This window comes from Clostridium sp. YIM B02506 (assembly GCF_022324845.1).
GTDB lineage: Bacteria > Bacillota > Clostridia > Clostridiales > Clostridiaceae > Clostridium_T > Clostridium_T intestinale.
Window position 1 is genome coordinate 51,484 of the sequence record NZ_JAKGTG010000023.1, and the last position, 19,737, is coordinate 71,220.

Below are 19,737 nucleotides of genomic sequence, written 5' to 3' on the forward strand. Positions count from 1 at the left end.
AAATTATTTTTTAGCTAGTATTTTATTTTTATTAAATATTACAGTCAGTATAAATGGTACTACTATGGCTATAAGCATACTTATTGCAAATATCCCCATATATTTAGGCTGTATTGATAATATCCCTGGAAGTCCTCCAACACCTATTGAGTTAGCCATAACGCCAGCTCCTACTGAAACTACTGCCGCTGTAGCTGAACCTATCATTGCTGCGAAGAAAGGATATACATATTTTAAATTAATACCAAACATAGCAGGCTCAGTTACACCTAAATAACATGAAATAGCCGCTGGAATAGATACTTGCTTTTCATCTTCATCATGTCTATTTAAGAATATCATAGCTAGTACAGCCGAACCTTGAGCAATATTGGATAATGCTATCATAGGCCACAGGTTAGTTCCTCCAAATTCAGCAACTAACTGCATATCTATAGCATTTGTCATATGATGTAATCCTGTTATAACAAGTGGTGCATATGCAAAGCCAAATAGTGCTGCAAATAACCAATTTAATCCTGATGTTAATCCTGCATAAACTACAGTTGATATAGCTGAACCTATTTTCCAACCTATTGGACCTAATACAGTATGAGCTATTAAAACTGTTGGTACTAATGCTAAAAATGGAACTACTATCATAGATATATATTCAGGAACTACTTTACGTATATTCTTTTCCAAGAAGACTAAAACAAATCCTGCAAGCATAGCTGGAATTACTTGTGCTTGGTATCCTATCATCTGAACTTTTGCAAAACCAAAATCCCAGAAAGGAATTTCTGTAGCTCCAGCCACTCCATAAGCATTTAAAAGCTGAGGTGAAACTAAAGTAATACCTAATACAATTCCTAATATTTGAGTTGTGCCCATCTTTTTAGATATTGACCAAGTGATTCCTACTGGTAAGAAGTGAAATATAGCTTCTCCAATAAGCCATAAGAATGCATGAGTTCCTGCCCAGAACTGAGATACTTCAACTAAACTTTTAGTACCTCCCTCTAGAAGTTTTATATCACCTATTACATTACGGAAACCTAATATCAAACCTCCAACTACAAGAGCTGGTATAAGTGGTGCAAATATTTCTGCTAAATCAGCTAATAATCTTTGGAAAACATTCATATTTCCCTTAGCAACTGATTTTACTTGATCTTTACTTACGCCGTCTATTCCTGCTATTGCTGCAAAGTCGTTGTAAAAAGTTGAAACTTCATTACCTATGATAACTTGAAACTGTCCTGCTTGAGTGAATGTGCCTTTCACACTCTTTAAAGCTTCAATAGATTTTACATCTGCCTTTTTAGGATCTACTAGAACAAAACGCATTCTTGTAGCACAATGAGTTACTGCTGATATGTTCTCTTTTCCACCAACAAGTGCTAATAACTCTTGAGCATCATTTTGAAATTTACCCATTAAAAAAACCCCCTAAAATATTTATAATTCCAGAAACAGAAAACTTTTTGCAATCTAAACATATACGTACAAGTTCTCTATGTTTTAATTATAGCTTGTACGTATATGTTAGTCAATACGTTTTCATTATTTATTTCAAAAAATAAAAAAACCTAAGATATATAGATTTAATTATAATCTTAGGTTTTCTCTCTATATTATTTTAAATATTCATCTCTCAAAATACTCATCATAACTGTATCGCTATATTTTCCTTGAAAGAAATATCTTTTTCTTTTGCGTCCCTCTTCTATAAAACCACAAGAAAGATAACATCTTATTGCTCTTAGGTTATAATCCACAACCTCTAATTCTACTCTATGAGCATTATTATTCACAAATAAATAATCCACTAACGTTTTTATAGAGTCTTTTCCATATCCTCGTCCCCAGAACTTACTTCCTATAGTTATCCCTATAGAATACACATCTAAAGTATCTTTTATTTCCTTATAAGTTATATACCCTACTAAAACATCTTTTTCATTTATTATAGAAAGTCTTTTTCTTTCAATATTAAACATATCATCAAAATGCTTAAGCATATACTGTAAAGGTGGTAATGTAGACTGCCCACCATCATACTCTCTAACCTCTGGCTCAGAACATATATTATAAATTCTACTTACATCTTTTTTCTCTACTAACCTTAAATAAACTTTATCACCCTTTAGCAATATCCCACCTTCTTACTAGCAAATTTTAACTGACCATTAATATTATATTCTTCTTATATATTTATCTCAATGTACTTCTGTGACTATATTAATTAATGTTTTTAAATCTATTTAAAATATCTATCATTATATTATTGTTCTCTTACTTTTTTATTTTCTTTATGAGAGAGTTCTTAAGTACAAAATAACTTAAATCACACTTTTTTTATAAATAAAAAAAGAACAATTTAAAATTGTTCTTTGGCGGAGAAACCGGGATTTGAACCCGGGCGCCGGTTGCCCGACCTACGCCCTTAGCAGGGGCGCCTCTTCAGCCACTTGAGTATTTCTCCAAGCTGAAAATATCTTTAAGTTATAATGGCGGAGAAAGTGGGATTCGAACCCACGGTACGCTCACACGTACGCCGGTTTTCAAGACCGGTGCCTTAAACCAACTCGACCATCTCTCCATTTTTCACAAAATTTATTATATCAACCAACATAGTATTAGTCAATAGTTAAATGTTTTCTGATCCAGCTTAGTATATCCTCATATACCTCTTTTTTTCCTATTTCATTTAATATCTCATGCCTCATTTTCTCATATAACTTTATATCTAAGTCCTCTATTCCTGCTTCTTTATATTTTTCATAACATTCAATAACCATCTTACCTTCATTTCCTACTACATCTTTTTTACCTGATAATAATAATATAGGAAGATCTTTTGGTGTCTTTCTTATATTTTTAATGTTTGTTATATAATAAAGCCCTCTAAACATTTCTTTAAAGGCATTACTAGTGAATATATATCCGCAATAAACATCTTTTTCATATTCATCTACTACTTTTTCATCTATACAAATCCAATCATATTTTGTTCTATGGCTGCTTACTTTTCTATTAAAAGCTCCATAAGTTAAATAATTTATGAACTTACTTCTGTATCTGTTTCCATGTATTTTTATATATATATCAGAAAGTGTTATCGCAAACTTTAAAAGTAATCTATTATTATGAGCTGTACCACTTAACACGACTCCCTTTATAGTGTTTCCATATAAAGTAGCGTAATGCCTCGCTATAAAAGAACCCATGCTATGACCAATCATAAATATAGGTAAGTTAGGGTAATCATTAGTTATTAGTTTATTTATTTCTAAAACATCTTCAACTAAAACTTTCCATCCATTTTTATCCGCAATAAAACCTAACTCCTCTTCACTTTCTGCTGTCAATCCATGTCCTCTATGATCATTAGAATAAACTACATATCCATTTTGAACTAAAAAACTACTAAAATCTCTGTATCTCCCTGAATGTTCACAGGATCCATGAACTATTTGAACTATTCCTTTTATATTCTCTTTATTTTCTGGTTCCCATTTATATAATGACAATTCTTTAAAGTCTCTTGATTTATGCTTTATAATATTTTCTCTCATCTCTTTACTCCTAATATATCTTATAAATATTTTAAAATTAACAGGAATGTAATTATAAATATTATAACAAAAAAATACACTGATATAAATATCAGTGTATTTTTGGCGGAGAAACCGGGATTTGAACCCGGGCGCCGGTTGCCCAACCTACGCCCTTAGCAGGGGCGCCTCTTCAGCCACTTGAGTATTTCTCCAAGCTGAAAATATCTTTAAATTATAATGGCGGAGAAAGTGGGATTCGAACCCACGGTACGCTCACACGTACGCCGGTTTTCAAGACCGGTGCCTTAAACCAACTCGACCATCTCTCCGTATGTTACAACAATTAGTATTATATCAACGAGCTTATGTAATGTCAACATTTTTTTAATAGAAATTTAAGGATGACTAATTTAAAAATATTAGTCACCCTCTTAATTAATTAATTTTTTTAGCAAAATTTGAATATTTAATACTTCCTGCACTAAAGAATATTAATGCAAACAATAATAAAATAAACACATTTGGAAACAATACAGATTTTTCTATACTTCTTAATGACCAATAAAATGGTGTGAACTTAGCTAATGTCGCCATAATTCCTTCTGACTTTCCACCTGACTCTATAGTATTAATATATACAAAGAACATTAGTAGTGATGTCAAATAAACTACCAAGCTTGCCACACCTTCATTTTTAAACAATCTACTAATCATTATACCTAAACTTATAGATACCAAACTCATCAATGAAATATTTAAAAGCAGTATCCCAAAATTCTCAAAATTATATTTAAATATAGTATTAAGAACTACAAATGAAGCTGTATAGAAAATTATCTGCACTAACCACATAGAAATATAAATACTTCCCATTATTTCATATCCTCTATTATTTGTAGTTAAAAATCTTTCTAATATTCTCTGTTTTCTAAGTCTTAATAAGTCAACAGTTATATTTGCAGAAAATGTTACTAAAAAGAATATTATTAAAACTATAGGCATAAATGACTCAGTTGATAACAACCCTTTGTGCATATTATATTCTACATTTACTATATTCTTATCTAATTCACTTTCCTCATTTATTACATTATTATCTTTAAACAATTTTATCTTCATTAGATTATTTATATCTTTCTCAAGCTTAGATTCAAATATTAAAGTACTATTTCCCTCTTCGATCTTATAAGAATTAACTATAGGCTTAATTCCTTTATTTATATTTTCAGTGAAATTCTCTGGAATTTCATACACAGCTATAGATTCATATTTTTTTAAATCTTCTAGAGCCTTATCCTTATCAGAATATATGCTATTTACATCTAAATCTTCTATTAGCTTATTCCCTAAATCACCTTTATCTAAATTTACTATAGCTGCCTTTATATCTAATCCACTACTACCTTTGCCAGCTAACACATTTACCATTCCTACACAGACTATGGGAACTACAAACATCATTACTATATTGGCATAATCCCTGATGTATTTTTTACAATTTACTAATACCATTCTAATAAATTTCATCCACTATTCCTCCCATCTAAGTCTTACTTTAGTTATACTTATTAAATATGCAGCTATTGATATTGCTAACATCAATATTAATTCAGTAGAGATATCCTTAATAGAATTAAACAGCATACATTTTCTATATGCATCTGTAATTATATCCCCAGGTGAGAACTTAGCTATAGTTAAAAATACTTTATTAGATATTTCCTTTAGCGGTATAAATCCTCCACCAAATATAATTTGAAAATACATAAACAGAATTATTACTATCTGTGAGACCTTTTTGCTTAAAAATGCAATTATCAATCCTGACAGTGCAGTTATAAGTATGCTTTGTACTGATAATAAAACTATTATATTAATCAAAGATACTCCTTTAAATGCAAACCCTGCAATTCTAGAAACTATAACATATATACTTCCATATACAAAGCTAGACATAAAAAATATTAATAAATCAAGTTTAAAAAATGTTTGTTTAGTTATTGCTGTAGACATCAATCGTTTAAAACTTCCATTTTCTTTATCTAGATGATATCCTGCAACACAGCCCATAATTATAGTAAAAAGCATAAAAGTCATCATAGATGCAGATTGGTTCTCAAAGGATGTAAGAACTCTTTCAGCTTCTATTTTATTGCTTTTTATAGAAGTTGTTTCATTTATTGATTTTAATGTTGCTGTTATTTTATTTATTATTTCTTCATTATCTCTTAAATCCATATTATTATTTACTATTAAAGATTCCGTTAAGCTTTTTCCATATTGCTCTATTAATGACTTTATTATTACTTCATTTTGTCTTGATACTCTATTTTTTTCATCTATAGTAATTGTAGTATCTTTAAGCTGGAGTAAATCTTTTTCATAATTTTTAGGAATATTAATTATATAATCTCCATTGTCAGATATATTAAACAGATTTTTCAATTCATCAGAACTTAGTAAACTTATAAAATTTTTAGATACATCGCTTTTATCTTCATCTACTATAGAAATATTTATCGCATCTATTTTTGTCTCAGGCTTGTATAAGTCTCTTTGAAAATACCCCATTACCCCTATTAACAGTAATGGAAATGCTGCATACATTAGTAATACTTGCTTCCATTGTGCCAGTAACGCTTTAACAGTAACTTTTATAGTAGCTTTTACTTTCATTTTTAGCCCTCCTAATCCCTTAATTTCTTGCCAGTAAGTGCTAGAAAGACCTCTTCTAAAGATGCTTCTTCTATATTTAAATACTTTATTTTCTTTCCTTCTTTGCTTACTAAATTCAATAAATCTTCTATTTTAAAAACTAATTCTCTAACTAATATTTTTATATTATCTTCTTCTCTAAAACAATCTTTTACCCCTTTTAATTCCTTTATTTTAACTATAAACTCCTCGTTATAATCATCTATTTTTAATTTTATTGTTCCATTTTCACTAGACATAGCCTTTATGACAGATTTTGATCCAGATGCTATTTCTTTCCCTAAATCTATTATAAATATGCTGTTACACAGGTTTTCTACTTCTTCCATATAGTGAGATGTGTAAATTACTGTTGTTTTATTTTCTTTATTGATTCTTTTTATGAACTCAAATATATAATTTCTTGATTGAGGATCAACTCCTACTGTAGGTTCGTCCATAATTAATACTTTTGGTTTATGCATTATAGCTACAGCTAGATTTAATCTTCTTTTCATTCCTCCTGAGAATTTTTTGACTTTTTCCTTCCTCTTATCTACTAATCCAGTCACCACTAAAGCTTCTTCAATTCTTTCCTTTAGTAGCTTTCCACCCAACCCATAAAAGGCACCAAAGTATTCTAAGTTATCATAGGCAGTTAATTCTTCCATAAGAGCTAGCTCCTGAGGTACAAGTCCTATTAGCCCCTTAGCATCTAGTGGTTGCTTCTCTATAGAATATCCACCTATATTTACTTCTCCACCATTACTTTTTAATAATCCAGTAATTATATTTATTAATGTAGATTTTCCTGCTCCATTAGGTCCTATTAAACCAAATATATCTCCTTCTTCGATATTAAAGGATATATTATCTAAAACCAACTTATCATCAAATCTTTTTGTAATATTTTTAACTTCTATATAATTCATAAAAAAATCCCCCTTTAGTACTTTAATAATATTTTAAAATACTAAAAGGGGATTTACTATTATCCTAAGTAACTATAATCAGTTACTTAAGTCACTATTCATCTGCTATATCATTTTTAAATGCAAATATAGTCAATTGTGTTCTATCTCTTAACGATAATTTTGATAATATATTACTTATATTATTCTTAATAGTTCCTTCTGATAGAAATAACCTCTCTCCTATTTCCTTATTAGATAGTCCATTTGCTATTTCTTTTATAATATTAATTTCTTTAGAATTTAAATTGTATCTGATTTTTACATCTTCTAAATTCTTTTTATTAGTTTTTAGTCCTGATCCTAGCATTTTATTAGCAACTTCTTGATTGATTACTATTGTACCTTTTATACATGCCTTTATTCCCTCATATATTAAGTCGTAATCACTATCTTTAAGTATATATCCGGATGCCCCATACTTCAATGCTTCTTGAATATATTCTACATCATTGAAAGTCGTTAAGATGAGAATCTTTATATTATTAAACTGTTCCTTGATAAGTTTAGTTCCTGTAACTCCATCACATTGAGGCATCCTTATATCCATTAAAACTACATCTGGACTATTCAGTTTGCATGCCTCTAGAGCTTCTCTTCCATTAGAACAAACATCTATTACTTCGATATCATCATAACTCTCTAATATGATTTTTAAACCATCTCTTATCAATTTTTCATCATCTACTAATATTAGTTTTATCTTATTCACTATAATTCCTCCTGTGAATAGATTTTTAATTTTTCCTTTTTATCTAATTCTATTCTTACTAAAAATCCTTCATTAGGCCTTGTAGAGTATTCAAATGCACCACCTATTTCTTCTACTCTTTCTCTCATACTTCGTAGACCTAGCCCTTCAATTACCTTATCTTTACCTATTCCATTATCCTTTAATGCCACTATTAAACTATATTCGTTAAATGCCATTGTTATTTTTATTACAGTGGATTTCCCATGTCTTAATGAATTAGATAAAAATTCTTGTATTATTCTATATATTACGAAGGTTTGATCTGAATTTAATGCCCACTTTTCCTTTGTAAATGATAATCTTACATCTACTCCTGTAAGTTTTTTAAATTTATTTATTAACTCATCAATGATTATAATTCCTTCATAATTTTCAAATTCTTTAGGTTTTATTTCTCTTACTGCACTTCTTACATCATTTAGACTTTTTTGAGTAAATTCTCTAAGATTAGCTGCTAATTGTTTTCCTCCAGTAGGGTTTTTATCTACTACTTTCTCAATAGCACCTAATTGTATAATAATTGTAGATAGAGCATGCCCTACACTATCATGTATCTCTCTAGATAATCTATTTCTTTCTCTTAACAGAGTTATTTCCTCAATTGAACTTGCATACATCTCTAAATCATTATTAGCCTTTTTAAGCTTATCTTCCGATATTCTAAGCTTATCATATAGCTCTTGTGCTTCAACTTTCTTATTATATTCATCATTTATGAAATACAAGATTAATATTAGCACTATAACTATACTCATATTCATTATCTGAATATCTAATGGCTCTTCTAAAGATAATATAATGCCCTCTATGGTTAGCACTATATTTAAAATAGTTTTTATTGGATTTTTAAAGAGTATATTACTATCTAATGCAACTAACACAAGATAGGCAAAAAGATATCCCCCTATATATTTATAACACTCTATAATCATACCTAATTCAATGATAAAAGATATTAGTTTATAAAAGTTTTTATCTAAGGAAAAAAATCTTATTTGATTATTTATTATGAATACAAGGATAAAAATAATATCTATTTTATTGATATCCCTATTATGTATTACTATGCTTGCCACAATAATAAACAATAAAGAATATCTAATTACTGTTAATAATTTCTTGTTCCACATAAATCCTCCTTTATAACCTTAAAAAGATTATATCATAAAAAAGCATCTAGAAATTCTTCTAGATGCTTTACATTCTATAAAATAAAAAGGTTAACTAGAACTCTAGTTAACCTTTTTCCTTTGGCGGAGAAAGTGGGATTCGAACCCACGGTACGCTCACACGTACGCCGGTTTTCAAGACCGGTGCCTTAAACCAACTCGACCATCTCTCCAAGTCTTACAAAGACTATTTTACCAAAAATAATAATTATGTCAACATAAATTTATATTTTACTATAATTATATGATGATATTTATTAGTTATTTTTTATTTTATTAAAATATAATAATTTTAAAATCCTTCATTATGATGAACCTTCTCGTCATTATTACATTTTTTCAACTTGTATATTAGATATTGTCGGCATAAAACCTCTCCTATTATGTAAAATGGAATAAAGGTGTTTAAATCTCTAATTTGAGTTTTTATTCTAGATACTGTTACATATAGATTATATGCTGTCATACTTGATAAATAGTTTGCTTCTAAATTAGTCATTGATACAACTTTAATATTTTTAGCATTTAATTTTTTCATAATAGGAAATAATATTTTAGAGTTACCTGATAAAGATATTATTATTACTACGTCCTCTGAAGTTAATTCCTCAACTATAGACTCTATTTGCTCATTATCATGTATTATATAAAAATACTCATTTATGGACATAAAATTTCTTTGCAAATCCTTGACTACATTCATCTGAGAATATCCTGTTCCATATAAAAAAACACGTCTCGACTTATATAGAATTTCACATATTTCATCTATTTGTTGTAAATTTATATGTTTTAATGTTAATTCTATGTCTTGAATTAAGGACTCAGTTATATTTTTTTCAGTTATATTTGATTTTTTCTCTTCTTCCTCCCATTTAATATAAAACTTAAATTCACTATAACCACTAAAACCTAATTTCTTGGTAAATCTTAATAAAGAAGACTTTGATACATTACATTTTTGAGCTAAATCATTTATACTTAAATTTGAACTTTGTTCTTTATTGTTCATTATATAACTTAATATGTGTAACTCACTCTCATTTAAATTGTCATAATGTTCATTTACTACTTCTTCAAACTTCATATTTTTCCCCCTAAAGCTACCTTATTTAATGCTATTATTTATTAAGTTTATCTCTTAATATTATAAAGTTTTAGGGATATTTTTTAAATACCTATATTTTACACGCTATCATCTCTACTCCTATATCTCCATCTCTATCTAAAAATACATCTATATCTTTTACTTTTTCTATATTAGTAATTATCACCATAGTAATTAAATTAAATCCCTTTGATTTTATTAAGCTTCTATCAACCTTGATTATTGGATCTCCAGCCTTAACCTTACTATCAATGTCTACAATAGCCTCAAAGCCTTTTCCTTCCAAACTTACTGTATCTAAGCCTATATGAACTAATATTTGTATTCTTTCTTTAGTTTCCAGTACAAAAGCATGTTTCGTTGGGAATAAGGCTCTAATCACTCCATCTTGTGGTGCATGTATAATATCATCATCTATTTCTATAGCAGCTCCATCCCCCAACATTTTTTTCGAAAACATTTCATCAGGAACATTTTCTAAATTAACTATTTTACCTTTAGCTGGTGAATATATTACTACCTCTTTTTTTCTAAATCCAAACATATTATTCCTCCCTAATATACAAAAGGAATAAGGAAGTTCTTCCCTATTCCTTTAAATTTTGTCCTTATTTTAATACTGGCCAGTAATCTTTATTTGCTTCAATTAAGTCATCTAGTATTTCTTTTGCTACTTTAGCGCTAGGAACAGTTTTAGAAAGTGTTATAGCCTGCCATAATTTTTGATAAGATTTTTCAGCCCAAGCCTCAACTACTAACTTCTCTACAGACACCTGCTGCTCCATTAACCCTTTTTGGAATTGTGGTATTTTTCCTATTGAAAGCGGTTCTGGTCCATTACTACCTACTATACAAGGTATCTCAACCATACCAGTTGGGTCAAAGTTTTCTATTGAGCCCTCATTAGGAACTATTAGTAACATTCTTTCATGAGTGTTATATGCTATGGCTCTAGCTAAATCAACTATATAAGAAGCATGTTCATCAATTTCCATAGCACAACCTGCTGTTGATTGATTTTTTATAACTTTTTTACATTCACCAAATACGAATTTTTCACGTCCGTCCATAACCTCATTTGCTCTTGTATATTCCTTATCTGAATGCTCAACTACATAATCAGGGAATAGATAGTATTTTAAATAGGTATTAGGTAATGTGCTTGGATCTACTGCATATACATCCTTAGCTTTGGCAAATGTATCATTCCAGCTTGCATCAGTATGTTGATTATCTCCTTTTGCTGCTACATATCCATATTTAGCTACATGTTCCTTAAGCCTTGGCATTAAATCATTGCCTTCTTTATCGCGAATATCTGACCACCAGCCAAAGTGATTAAGTCCATAATATCTTACTGACATTTCTTTTCTGGATTCAAGTCCTAATATTTCAGCCATTCTTGTTTCTATTCCTATTGGCATATCACAAATATTTAGTATTTTTGAAGTTGGTCTTAATCTACGAGTCGCCTCTGCTACTATTGCTGCTGGATTTGAATAATTTAACATCCACGCATTAGGAGAATACTTTTCCATATAATCAAGTATTTCAAGTACCCCTCCTATGGATCTCATACCATAAGCCAGACCTCCTGGTCCGCAGGTTTCTTGTCCTACAACTCCGTGCTTTAATGGAATTTTTTCATCTAGTTCACGCATTGCATATTTACCGACTCTTATATGAGCCATAACAAAATCTACATCTGTAAAGGCTTCTTCTGGATCTGTAGTTGCTAAGAATTCTATTTCTGGTGCATTTTCTTTTAATACTATTTCACAAGCTCCTGCTATGGTTGCTTGCCTTTCTCCATCATTGTCATAAAATTTAAGCTTTCTTATTGGAAATTTATCTAAATTATCCAATAACATTAATACTATTCCTGGAGTAAAAGTACTTCCTCCTCCTGCGACTACAACTGAAAATTTCTTCATAATTTTTCCTCCTTGAATTTTATATATTTAATGTATTGTTAGATACTAGTGCCTCAAATTCTTCTCTTACTTGAGGTACTGATAAACCAACAATAACTTGAATTGCTTTACCATTTCTAACTACTCCATGAGCTCCAGCTGCTTTAAACACCCCATCAGCTGCTAATTTTGTTTCATCTTTTACTGTTACACGAAGTCTTGTAGCACAATTAGTTACATCTTGAATATTTTCACTTCCTCCAAGTGCTTCTAAGAAGCTAGCTGCCTTCATATCATTACTGCTATTAGATTTCTTTTCTTTATAATCTGATTTAGTATATAACTTAGCCTCTTTATCATCCTCTTCACGACCTGGCGTCAAGAAATTAAATTTTAGAATAAGGAATCTAAATACAAAGAAATATATAGCTGTAAAGCATAACCCTATTACTATTTGTGTTATATAGGTACCTGAATGATATTTGAAAAAAGGTAGCCAATTTAATGATGCCCATTCAATTAATCCTCCTCCAAAGTTACCAGATACACCAAATGCATAAGAAACTGCTGCTAAACTTGCTGCTAACACAGCATGTACACCAAATAATACAGGTGCTATAAATAAGAAAGTAAATTCAAGTGGTTCTGTTATACCTGCTACAATAGCTGTTAATGTTGCTGGTATTAATAATCCAGCCACTACTTTTTTCTTCTCAGGTTTAGCTGTTGCATAAATAGCTAATGCTATACCTGTGCATCCAAATATTTTAGAAGACCCATGAAGTGCAAAGCCTCCTGCAGGAAATAATTCTTTTAATGATTGAGCTGATGTTGCAAAATCTGCAAAATGTTGTGGCCAATAAGCCGCTATACCATTTTCTACAACTGCTGGTCCAAATATGAATGGTCCATATATAAAGTGATGCAATCCTGTTGGAATTAATATACGTTCTAAGAATGTATATATCCATACTCCAATTACCCCTGATGAAGCTAAAAATCCTTGAAGTGATCCTATTCCTAATTGAACCTTAGGCCAGATAAAACACATTAATAATGCAATTGGAATCATAAGGAAAAATCCTATAAGGGCTACAAAAACGGAACCTTGAAATATACCCAGGAAATCTGGTAATTTCTTTTCAAAAAATTTACCATGTAGATATACAGTTATACCTGCAATTAGTATTGCTCCTATCATACCAGTATCTAGAGTTTTAATTCCTGCTATTAAAGCTAGTCCACTTGAAACACCATCTGTAACTCCTGGTGCAGCGTCGAAATTCACTCCGAAAGTTGAACCTGAAATAGTAAGTATTGCATTAATAAAGTAATTGAAAGTTAAGTATATAACTAAAGATTCTAAACATGCACGAGCTTGCGCTTTCTTAGATAGTGCAATTGGTAGACCTACTACGAATAATAATGGTAGTTGATTAAATACTGTCCATGCACCTTGCTGAATAACATACCATATGTTATACCATACAGTTCCTTCATTAGCTATAGAGCCAACAATCTCTGTATTTAGAAATAATATTGATAATCCAACTGTCACACCATAAAAAGCAAAGAATAATACCGGAACAAACATCGCTGCACCAAAGCGTTGAATTTTTTGCATCATTTTAATTACCTCCCTTAATTTTTTGATAACTTTTACAATTAAAGTTATATCATCTTATAATATCGTTTTCAATAGAATTTGCCTCTTATGGTACTAAAGTCCTATAGTGTCCAATTTCCCAAAAAGCGAAACTTTTCCCACCCTCTGTAAACCCTTTATTTAACTCTTTTTGTTTTACTTATAAATAAAAAACACTCAAATGATTAAACTAAAGTTTCATTTGAATGTTTTTTGTATATTATTTTAATCTTTATTTATATTTCTAGTACAGATAATGTCTATTCCAGTATTTAATATATTTGAGCAGATACTATCGCCTATTTTTATTGGAGTACTTATATAAAGTCTACTTAATACTTTAGAAAATTCTTTCCAAAGATCTACATCTATCTCTTCTGTACTTTTAACTGGTATAACCTTATATTTATTACTACCTTTAGTTCTTACCACACTTGTAAATATATCTTTTCTTCCCATATTTACACCCCATCAAACTCTTTAATCCTAGCTGCTAAAACCCTCGAACCCTTGGAATCCTTAACTATGTCTGTTGATTTTTTATTTAATTCTTTAGAAAGTATATCAATTACTTTATTTATACAATATGAACCATGGCAATTACCAAATGTAGCTCCTGTTCTTCTCTTAACACCCTCTACTGTCCTTGCACCTAAAGGTCTTCTAATAGAATCAACTATTTCACCTTCAGAAATCATATTACATAAACAAATTATCTTCCCGTATCTAGGTTCTAGCTTTATTATTTCATTGCGTTCTTTGTTTGATAAATCTTTAAATCTATAATAATCTCTTCTTTTATCTACAAAATTTTTCTTTAAAGAACATTTTAGATTATTTACTATAGTCTCACATAACATCTGAGATAAAGCTGGAGCTATAGTAACTTCACCATAATGATTTCCTGTAACACTTATATATCCTTTAGATATTTCACTTTCATCTATAAGCATTGAATCTACATTAAATTCATCAGAAAACATATGATTCACATCTTTTTTTGATAAATTAGGTAATATAGTATTTGATGTTTTTATTATTTCATCTAAATTTAAAGTAACATCACTTTTGACTGCTATAAGTGTTCCTGATGAAAATGTAGGTGTTTGAAATATAAAGCCATTAGTATCTAACTCATTTATCACTAAACTATTAACAGTATCCTTAAAATCATGATCTAATAAGAGGTAATACAATTTCTTATCTTTTCTTTTTTCTTCAGCATTAGTATTATAATTTAAATCATATTGTTCACTAGGTATTGTATTAATAACTACTCTACAATTAAATTTATTTTTATTTGTGGTTACTCTAAACCCTTTAGCTGCTTTTTGGATATTTAGTACTGTTTCTTCTAACCTAAAAAAAACACCATTATCAGCAGCTACTTCAGCGTAAGCTAATGCTAAGTCATAAGGACTTATTATTGCTGTATTTTGAGAATATAATGCTTTTTTTATAGGAACCTTCAAATTACCGTTTAATTCTTTTGCATGTTCCTCTTCTATTAAATGTATATCCTTTATTCCTCTTTTTATTGCCCTATCATATATCTTATTTAATTTTTCTACTGACTTATCTGTTTGAGCTATTCTCATAGATCCTATTCTTTTGAAAGGAACATCAAATTTTAATGCTATTTCTTCAATTAATTCATTCCCCATGTATTCTAATGATGACATAAGATTATTAGACGCCTCTGATCCGTCATAAACTATAGCTGTATGAACTGATGATAGATCATCAGCTATATCATAATCCCTTTCTATTAGAGCTATATTTAAGTTATATTTAGATAACTCATAGGCAGCGGCGCATCCTATTACACCACCACCTAATATAAGTATGTCGTAATCCATAAATCTAACCTCAACTTTTCCCTTTTTGTTTATTACTTATTTAACTTTTCTATGGCTTCTCCTAGCTTCTTTATATATTCTCCGTATTCAGCCCAATTTCCTTTTGTTTGCGATTCAATTGCTTTATTATATAAATCTTGAATCTCTATACTAGTTTCTCTTTGTTCTTCATTTATAGTATTTTCATTTATTATTTTTTCTTTATAATTAAACAAGCTTTCTAATGCTTTATTTAAATTTTCTTCCATAACTATTTTTTTACCATCTGATAAAATAATTCTCTTCATTTCTGGTATAGTTTTTTCTACATCTGCCTTAAGATAAATTGGAAGCATATATATAAGTGAATTTTCTATAGGTAATATTACAGTCTCACCATATTCAACTTTAGAGCCTTTACCTTCCCATAAAGAAATCTCCTGAGAAATATATGGATCTTGTAGTATCTGATTTCTAAATAAGTATGGTCCATAGATAGTTTTTTCAGGTGAAAATTTAAACAATACTAATTTTCCATAATTTTCTCCATCCATTCTTGCACCTAACATAGAAATCATATTCTTCTTACTTTTCATATTAAAGTAATTGAATAATACCATTTCTTCATTTTTCTCTCCAGGCAATTGTGTCACAAGATATAAACCTTCATTATTATTTAAGCTTTCTTTAGCATCCGAGCTATTACTAGAAACTTCCCATACATCTTCTAAAGTAAAAAACTCTTTAGGGTCTTTTATATGATAGGTTGATAACACGTTGCTTTGAATATCAAATATCTTCTTAGGATATTTAAAATGACTTTGTAATCCTGAAGGAATTTCTTCTTTATTTTTAAATAATCCTCTAAATATTTTAGAATATCCTAAAACTATAGGATCTTTTTCATCTACAATATAATAATTAGTTTCTCCTGATGAAGCATCTATAACAACTTTAAATGAATTTCTAATATAATTTATTCCTCCATATGGCTGAGAGTAAGGAAATTTATTAGCAGTTGTATATCCATCAATAACCCAATATAACTTGCCTTCATTTATTACCATATAAGGATCTTCATCATATTCTAAAAAAGGAGCTATCTTTTTTACTCTCTCTAATATATTTCTATTAATTAAAATCTTGCTTTCGTTTGTAATATTTCCAGAGAATAAAATTTTAAAATTTTGCTCTCTTAAACTAAATAATATTCTATTAAATAGGCTTAATTTTATGCCACCTTTATCATCATACTTATAGTTTGTATCTCCATTTTCTTTAGGGTAATCTAATTCACCACTTGAGGTATTTACTATTGCATAATCATTTGTAACTTCACCAAAATAGATTCTAGGATTTTTCAAATATATATTAGTAAGATTTTCAGTGGGCAAATTTTTCATCAAAAAATCTGGCTGCCCCTCATCTGTAACCTTATTTACTTTACTCATAACCACTCCATACCCATGTGTATATACCATGTGATTACTCTGCCAATTATCTATGGCTGATGTTTCTATCTCTCTTGGTGCCAAAAATACTTGTGTGTATTTGCCATCTATAATATAGCGATCTGTATCTATATCTAAAAATTTATAATAACTTCTTATTTCTTGTACTTGATTATAAAAGTTTAAAACTGGTCCTGGAGAGTTTACTTTAAGATTTGATATTATTTGTTTATTATTTTTTATTTTAGTACTGTTTAAATCCATTCCTGGATCAAAATCTTTTTCTTCTATATTATTTATATTAAACCCTTCATTGGTTGCATCTATGTTATAAGATATATAAGGGCTTTCATATTCTATTTCATTAGGTTTTACAAAGAATTTATACACAATATTATATATTAGTGGCTGTATTATTATTAAAAACAATATTATTCCTGTAAAAAATATCAGTGGCTTAAATTTATTTCTTCTTAGCATAATAAATGCGATAATTGATGATATTATTGAAACTATTATTATTACTTTATAAAAATTTAGTGTTATATTTATATCTGTAAAACTAGCACCAAATGATCCTCCATTATTACTATATAATATATAGAAACTTTTCAATATATATCCTATCCCTATAAGAAATATAAGCATAGATACTAAAGTAGCTGCTTGTTTACCTAATATTTCTTTAAATTCTTTTAAATGCTGACTAAATTTCATATAATTTTTATTTATAGCATATTTCTTTAAACTAATAAATACATAAATCCCTATTGTTATGATTAAAGCAATAAATAAAATATCTTTAAAAAAATTATAAATTATATCTATTAATGGTAATTTAAATATATAAAAAGATGCATCTATATTAAAGATAGGATCTTTATAATTAAAAAGATTTGAATTCGTAAATAATAATATATTATACCAATATTTCATAGAAGCATTTATAGATATAATAAAGGAGATTATTATATTAAAAACTAATACAGCTTTTCTCAATTTAAATAAACTCTCAGATTTAAATTCTTTCTCTATGCTTATTAATATACTTTTGCTCAATAGATATATTAATACAAAACATGATAGGAATAAGGGTCCCATAAGCTTTAATACTGCTAGCATTTTTGTAAGATACACCTTTATATAACCTACTTCTTGAAACCATTCAATATCTATAATAATCTTTGTTGACGATATTATTAAGGCTAATATCATAAACAAAATCCCTATTAGTATCAAAAACTGTTTTTTCTTCATCTCCTTACCCCCGCTAATCTTTTAATATATATCCAGCCTTTTCTAGGTTTTCTATTATTAGTTGCATATCTTTTTCATTATCAGTAGATATGGTATGAAGATGAATCCCTTCAGTCAATGCTGATAAGGGTCTAGCTTTATTCTTTTTATATAAATCTATAAAATTATCTAAATCATTCAAATTTCTGATCATTAAATTTGCTTTTATTTCGCCATATATAGGATGTTCTATTATAACATCTTCAATTATTCCACCAAACTTTATAACTATCTCTAGTTCACTTACCATTTCTTCTTCTTTATGAGCTAAAGCTAAAACTTTCTTATATCTTGATTCTTCTTTTGTTATCATATAACCTTCAGGAGTAGCTATTATATTAACGCCTGCTGCTCTTATAATAGCTATGTCTTTAACTATAACCTGTCTAGTTACGCCAAAAATATTAGCCAATTCTACACCTTTAATTGGCCTATGTATTTTAGCTATATGACTTATAATCTCTTTTCTCCTAATTAAACTGTTCATAAATTCACCCCATATTAAATACTAATTTTTATTATCATAATATTGTACTATCTCTAGTAACTTATTAGAAGTATCTTTTTTTATGTGATGGTTCTCTATTATCTCTAAAAACTCATCATCATATTTTGAACTTTTCCTCAATATGTCTGATCCTATTTTAGGATGATTATAATATATATCTATACTTTTTATATTATCATACTTTTTTATTTTTCCTTTAGTTATTTTATCAAATATAACAATTACAGATTTTTCAATTACATTAAGAGGTCTTTTTATTTTTCCTATATCATGAAGTAGCGCTAACTTTAATATTCTATCTTTATCAACATCAATATCTACAGAAACTTCGTCATTTACTTCTGGTATATTATTTAAATTCTCTATATGCTTTAGAATATCCTTTGATACTCTAACACAATGATGTTTATCCGTTTTCTTTAAAAGAGAGAATAGTTGTATCTCATCTTCATCTAAATACTTTTTTATGTACTTATCATCTAATGATTTATATAAAGATTCAACTGCCCATATAAATTGTTTTATTCTATATAGCATCTCTAAACAATCCTCCTTAACCTTTATATTACAAAAAAAAGCTATGAACAATTGTTCATAGCTTTTCATTGGTGGAGATAAAGAGATTCGAACTCTTGACCCCCTGCGTGCAAGGCAGGTGCTCTCCCAGCTGAGCTATACCCCCAAAAAATGGTGGACCTTCAGGGACTCGAACCCCGGACCTACCGGTTATGAGCCGGTTGCTCTAACCAACTGAGCTAAAGATCCTCATGTAAACTGGCGACTTCCTACTCTCCCACACAGTCTCCCATGCAGTACCATCGGCGTAATAAAGCTTAACGATCCTGTTC

17 protein-coding genes and 7 tRNA genes are annotated in these 19,737 nt (G+C 29.1%); all 24 read right to left on the minus strand.

Annotated features, from left to right (window positions below; all coding sequences use genetic code 11):
- Window positions 1-3 precede the first annotated feature (3 nt).
- The 24 genes from treP to L1S49_RS16255 all read right to left on the minus strand — a co-directional run bounded on the left by treP (window position 4) and on the right by L1S49_RS16255 (window position 19,654).
- Window positions 4-1,419 (minus strand): PTS system trehalose-specific EIIBC component, encoded by a 1,416-nt coding sequence (gene treP / locus L1S49_RS16140; protein WP_073021814.1) that lies wholly within the window; start codon window positions 1,417-1,419, stop codon window positions 4-6.
- A gap of 197 nt (window positions 1,420-1,616) precedes the next feature.
- Window positions 1,617-2,135 (minus strand): GNAT family protein, encoded by a 519-nt coding sequence (locus L1S49_RS16145; protein WP_073021817.1) that lies wholly within the window; start codon window positions 2,133-2,135, stop codon window positions 1,617-1,619.
- A 241-nt stretch (window positions 2,136-2,376) separates the two neighbouring features.
- Window positions 2,377-2,467 (minus strand) — tRNA-Ser (locus L1S49_RS16150).
- 26 nt (window positions 2,468-2,493) lie between these two features.
- A tRNA-Ser gene (locus L1S49_RS16155) sits at window positions 2,494-2,584 on the minus strand.
- A gap of 37 nt (window positions 2,585-2,621) precedes the next feature.
- The gene (locus L1S49_RS16160) at window positions 2,622-3,560 is read right to left on the minus strand and encodes an alpha/beta fold hydrolase (RefSeq protein ID WP_238906385.1); all 939 of its coding nucleotides are present in this window, start codon (window positions 3,558-3,560) and stop codon (window positions 2,622-2,624) included.
- A 103-nt stretch (window positions 3,561-3,663) separates the two neighbouring features.
- Window positions 3,664-3,754: transfer RNA gene (locus L1S49_RS16165), tRNA-Ser, on the minus strand.
- 26 nt (window positions 3,755-3,780) lie between these two features.
- Window positions 3,781-3,871 (minus strand) — tRNA-Ser (locus L1S49_RS16170).
- Between the two features lie 106 nt (window positions 3,872-3,977).
- Entirely contained in the window at window positions 3,978-5,069 is a 1,092-nt protein-coding gene (locus L1S49_RS16175; RefSeq protein WP_238906388.1) for an ABC transporter permease, read from the minus strand.
- 3 nt (window positions 5,070-5,072) lie between these two features.
- A complete protein-coding gene (locus L1S49_RS16180; RefSeq protein ID WP_238906390.1) occupies window positions 5,073-6,218 on the minus strand; it encodes an ABC transporter permease in 1,146 nt (381 codons plus the stop codon).
- Between the two features lie 11 nt (window positions 6,219-6,229).
- Window positions 6,230-7,168, minus strand: a complete 939-nt coding sequence (locus L1S49_RS16185) for an ABC transporter ATP-binding protein (RefSeq protein WP_238906392.1) — start codon at window positions 7,166-7,168, stop codon at window positions 6,230-6,232.
- Between the two features lie 94 nt (window positions 7,169-7,262).
- Entirely contained in the window at window positions 7,263-7,919 is a 657-nt protein-coding gene (locus L1S49_RS16190; RefSeq protein WP_238906393.1) for a response regulator transcription factor, read from the minus strand.
- Window positions 7,919-9,091: a sensor histidine kinase gene (locus L1S49_RS16195; RefSeq protein ID WP_238906395.1), complete on the minus strand. Its 1,173-nt coding sequence runs from the start codon at window positions 9,089-9,091 to the stop codon at window positions 7,919-7,921. Before L1S49_RS16195 ends, L1S49_RS16190 begins: the two co-directional genes overlap by 1 nt.
- Window positions 9,092-9,212: 121 nt before the next feature.
- A tRNA-Ser gene (locus L1S49_RS16200) sits at window positions 9,213-9,303 on the minus strand.
- A 119-nt stretch (window positions 9,304-9,422) separates the two neighbouring features.
- Entirely contained in the window at window positions 9,423-10,217 is a 795-nt protein-coding gene (locus tag L1S49_RS16205; protein ID WP_238906397.1) for a MurR/RpiR family transcriptional regulator, read from the minus strand.
- Between the two features lie 91 nt (window positions 10,218-10,308).
- Complete coding sequence (locus L1S49_RS16210) at window positions 10,309-10,782, minus strand: PTS glucose transporter subunit IIA (RefSeq protein ID WP_238906399.1); 474 nt, start codon at window positions 10,780-10,782, stop codon at window positions 10,309-10,311.
- 64 nt (window positions 10,783-10,846) lie between these two features.
- Window positions 10,847-12,172 (minus strand): 6-phospho-alpha-glucosidase, encoded by a 1,326-nt coding sequence (locus L1S49_RS16215; RefSeq protein WP_238906401.1) that lies wholly within the window; start codon window positions 12,170-12,172, stop codon window positions 10,847-10,849.
- Between the two features lie 19 nt (window positions 12,173-12,191).
- Window positions 12,192-13,778: an alpha-glucoside-specific PTS transporter subunit IIBC gene (locus L1S49_RS16220; RefSeq protein ID WP_238906403.1), complete on the minus strand. Its 1,587-nt coding sequence runs from the start codon at window positions 13,776-13,778 to the stop codon at window positions 12,192-12,194.
- A 243-nt stretch (window positions 13,779-14,021) separates the two neighbouring features.
- Window positions 14,022-14,255, minus strand: a complete 234-nt coding sequence (locus L1S49_RS16225; protein WP_238906405.1) for a DUF1667 domain-containing protein — start codon at window positions 14,253-14,255, stop codon at window positions 14,022-14,024.
- 2 nt (window positions 14,256-14,257) lie between these two features.
- Window positions 14,258-15,655, minus strand: coding sequence for an FAD-dependent oxidoreductase (locus tag L1S49_RS16230; protein WP_073021834.1), 1,398 nt, complete (start codon window positions 15,653-15,655; stop codon window positions 14,258-14,260).
- A gap of 32 nt (window positions 15,656-15,687) precedes the next feature.
- Window positions 15,688-18,342, minus strand: a complete 2,655-nt coding sequence (locus L1S49_RS16235; RefSeq protein ID WP_238906407.1) for a UPF0182 family protein — start codon at window positions 18,340-18,342, stop codon at window positions 15,688-15,690.
- A 13-nt stretch (window positions 18,343-18,355) separates the two neighbouring features.
- Entirely contained in the window at window positions 18,356-18,868 is a 513-nt protein-coding gene (locus L1S49_RS16240) for a transcription repressor NadR (protein ID WP_073021838.1), read from the minus strand.
- Window positions 18,869-18,889: 21 nt separating this feature from the next.
- Window positions 18,890-19,426, minus strand: a complete 537-nt coding sequence (locus L1S49_RS16245) for an HD domain-containing protein (RefSeq protein WP_073021840.1) — start codon at window positions 19,424-19,426, stop codon at window positions 18,890-18,892.
- Between the two features lie 69 nt (window positions 19,427-19,495).
- Window positions 19,496-19,571 (minus strand) — tRNA-Ala (locus tag L1S49_RS16250).
- 6 nt (window positions 19,572-19,577) lie between these two features.
- Window positions 19,578-19,654, minus strand: a tRNA-Ile gene (locus L1S49_RS16255).
- Between the last annotated feature and the right edge of the window lie 83 nt (window positions 19,655-19,737).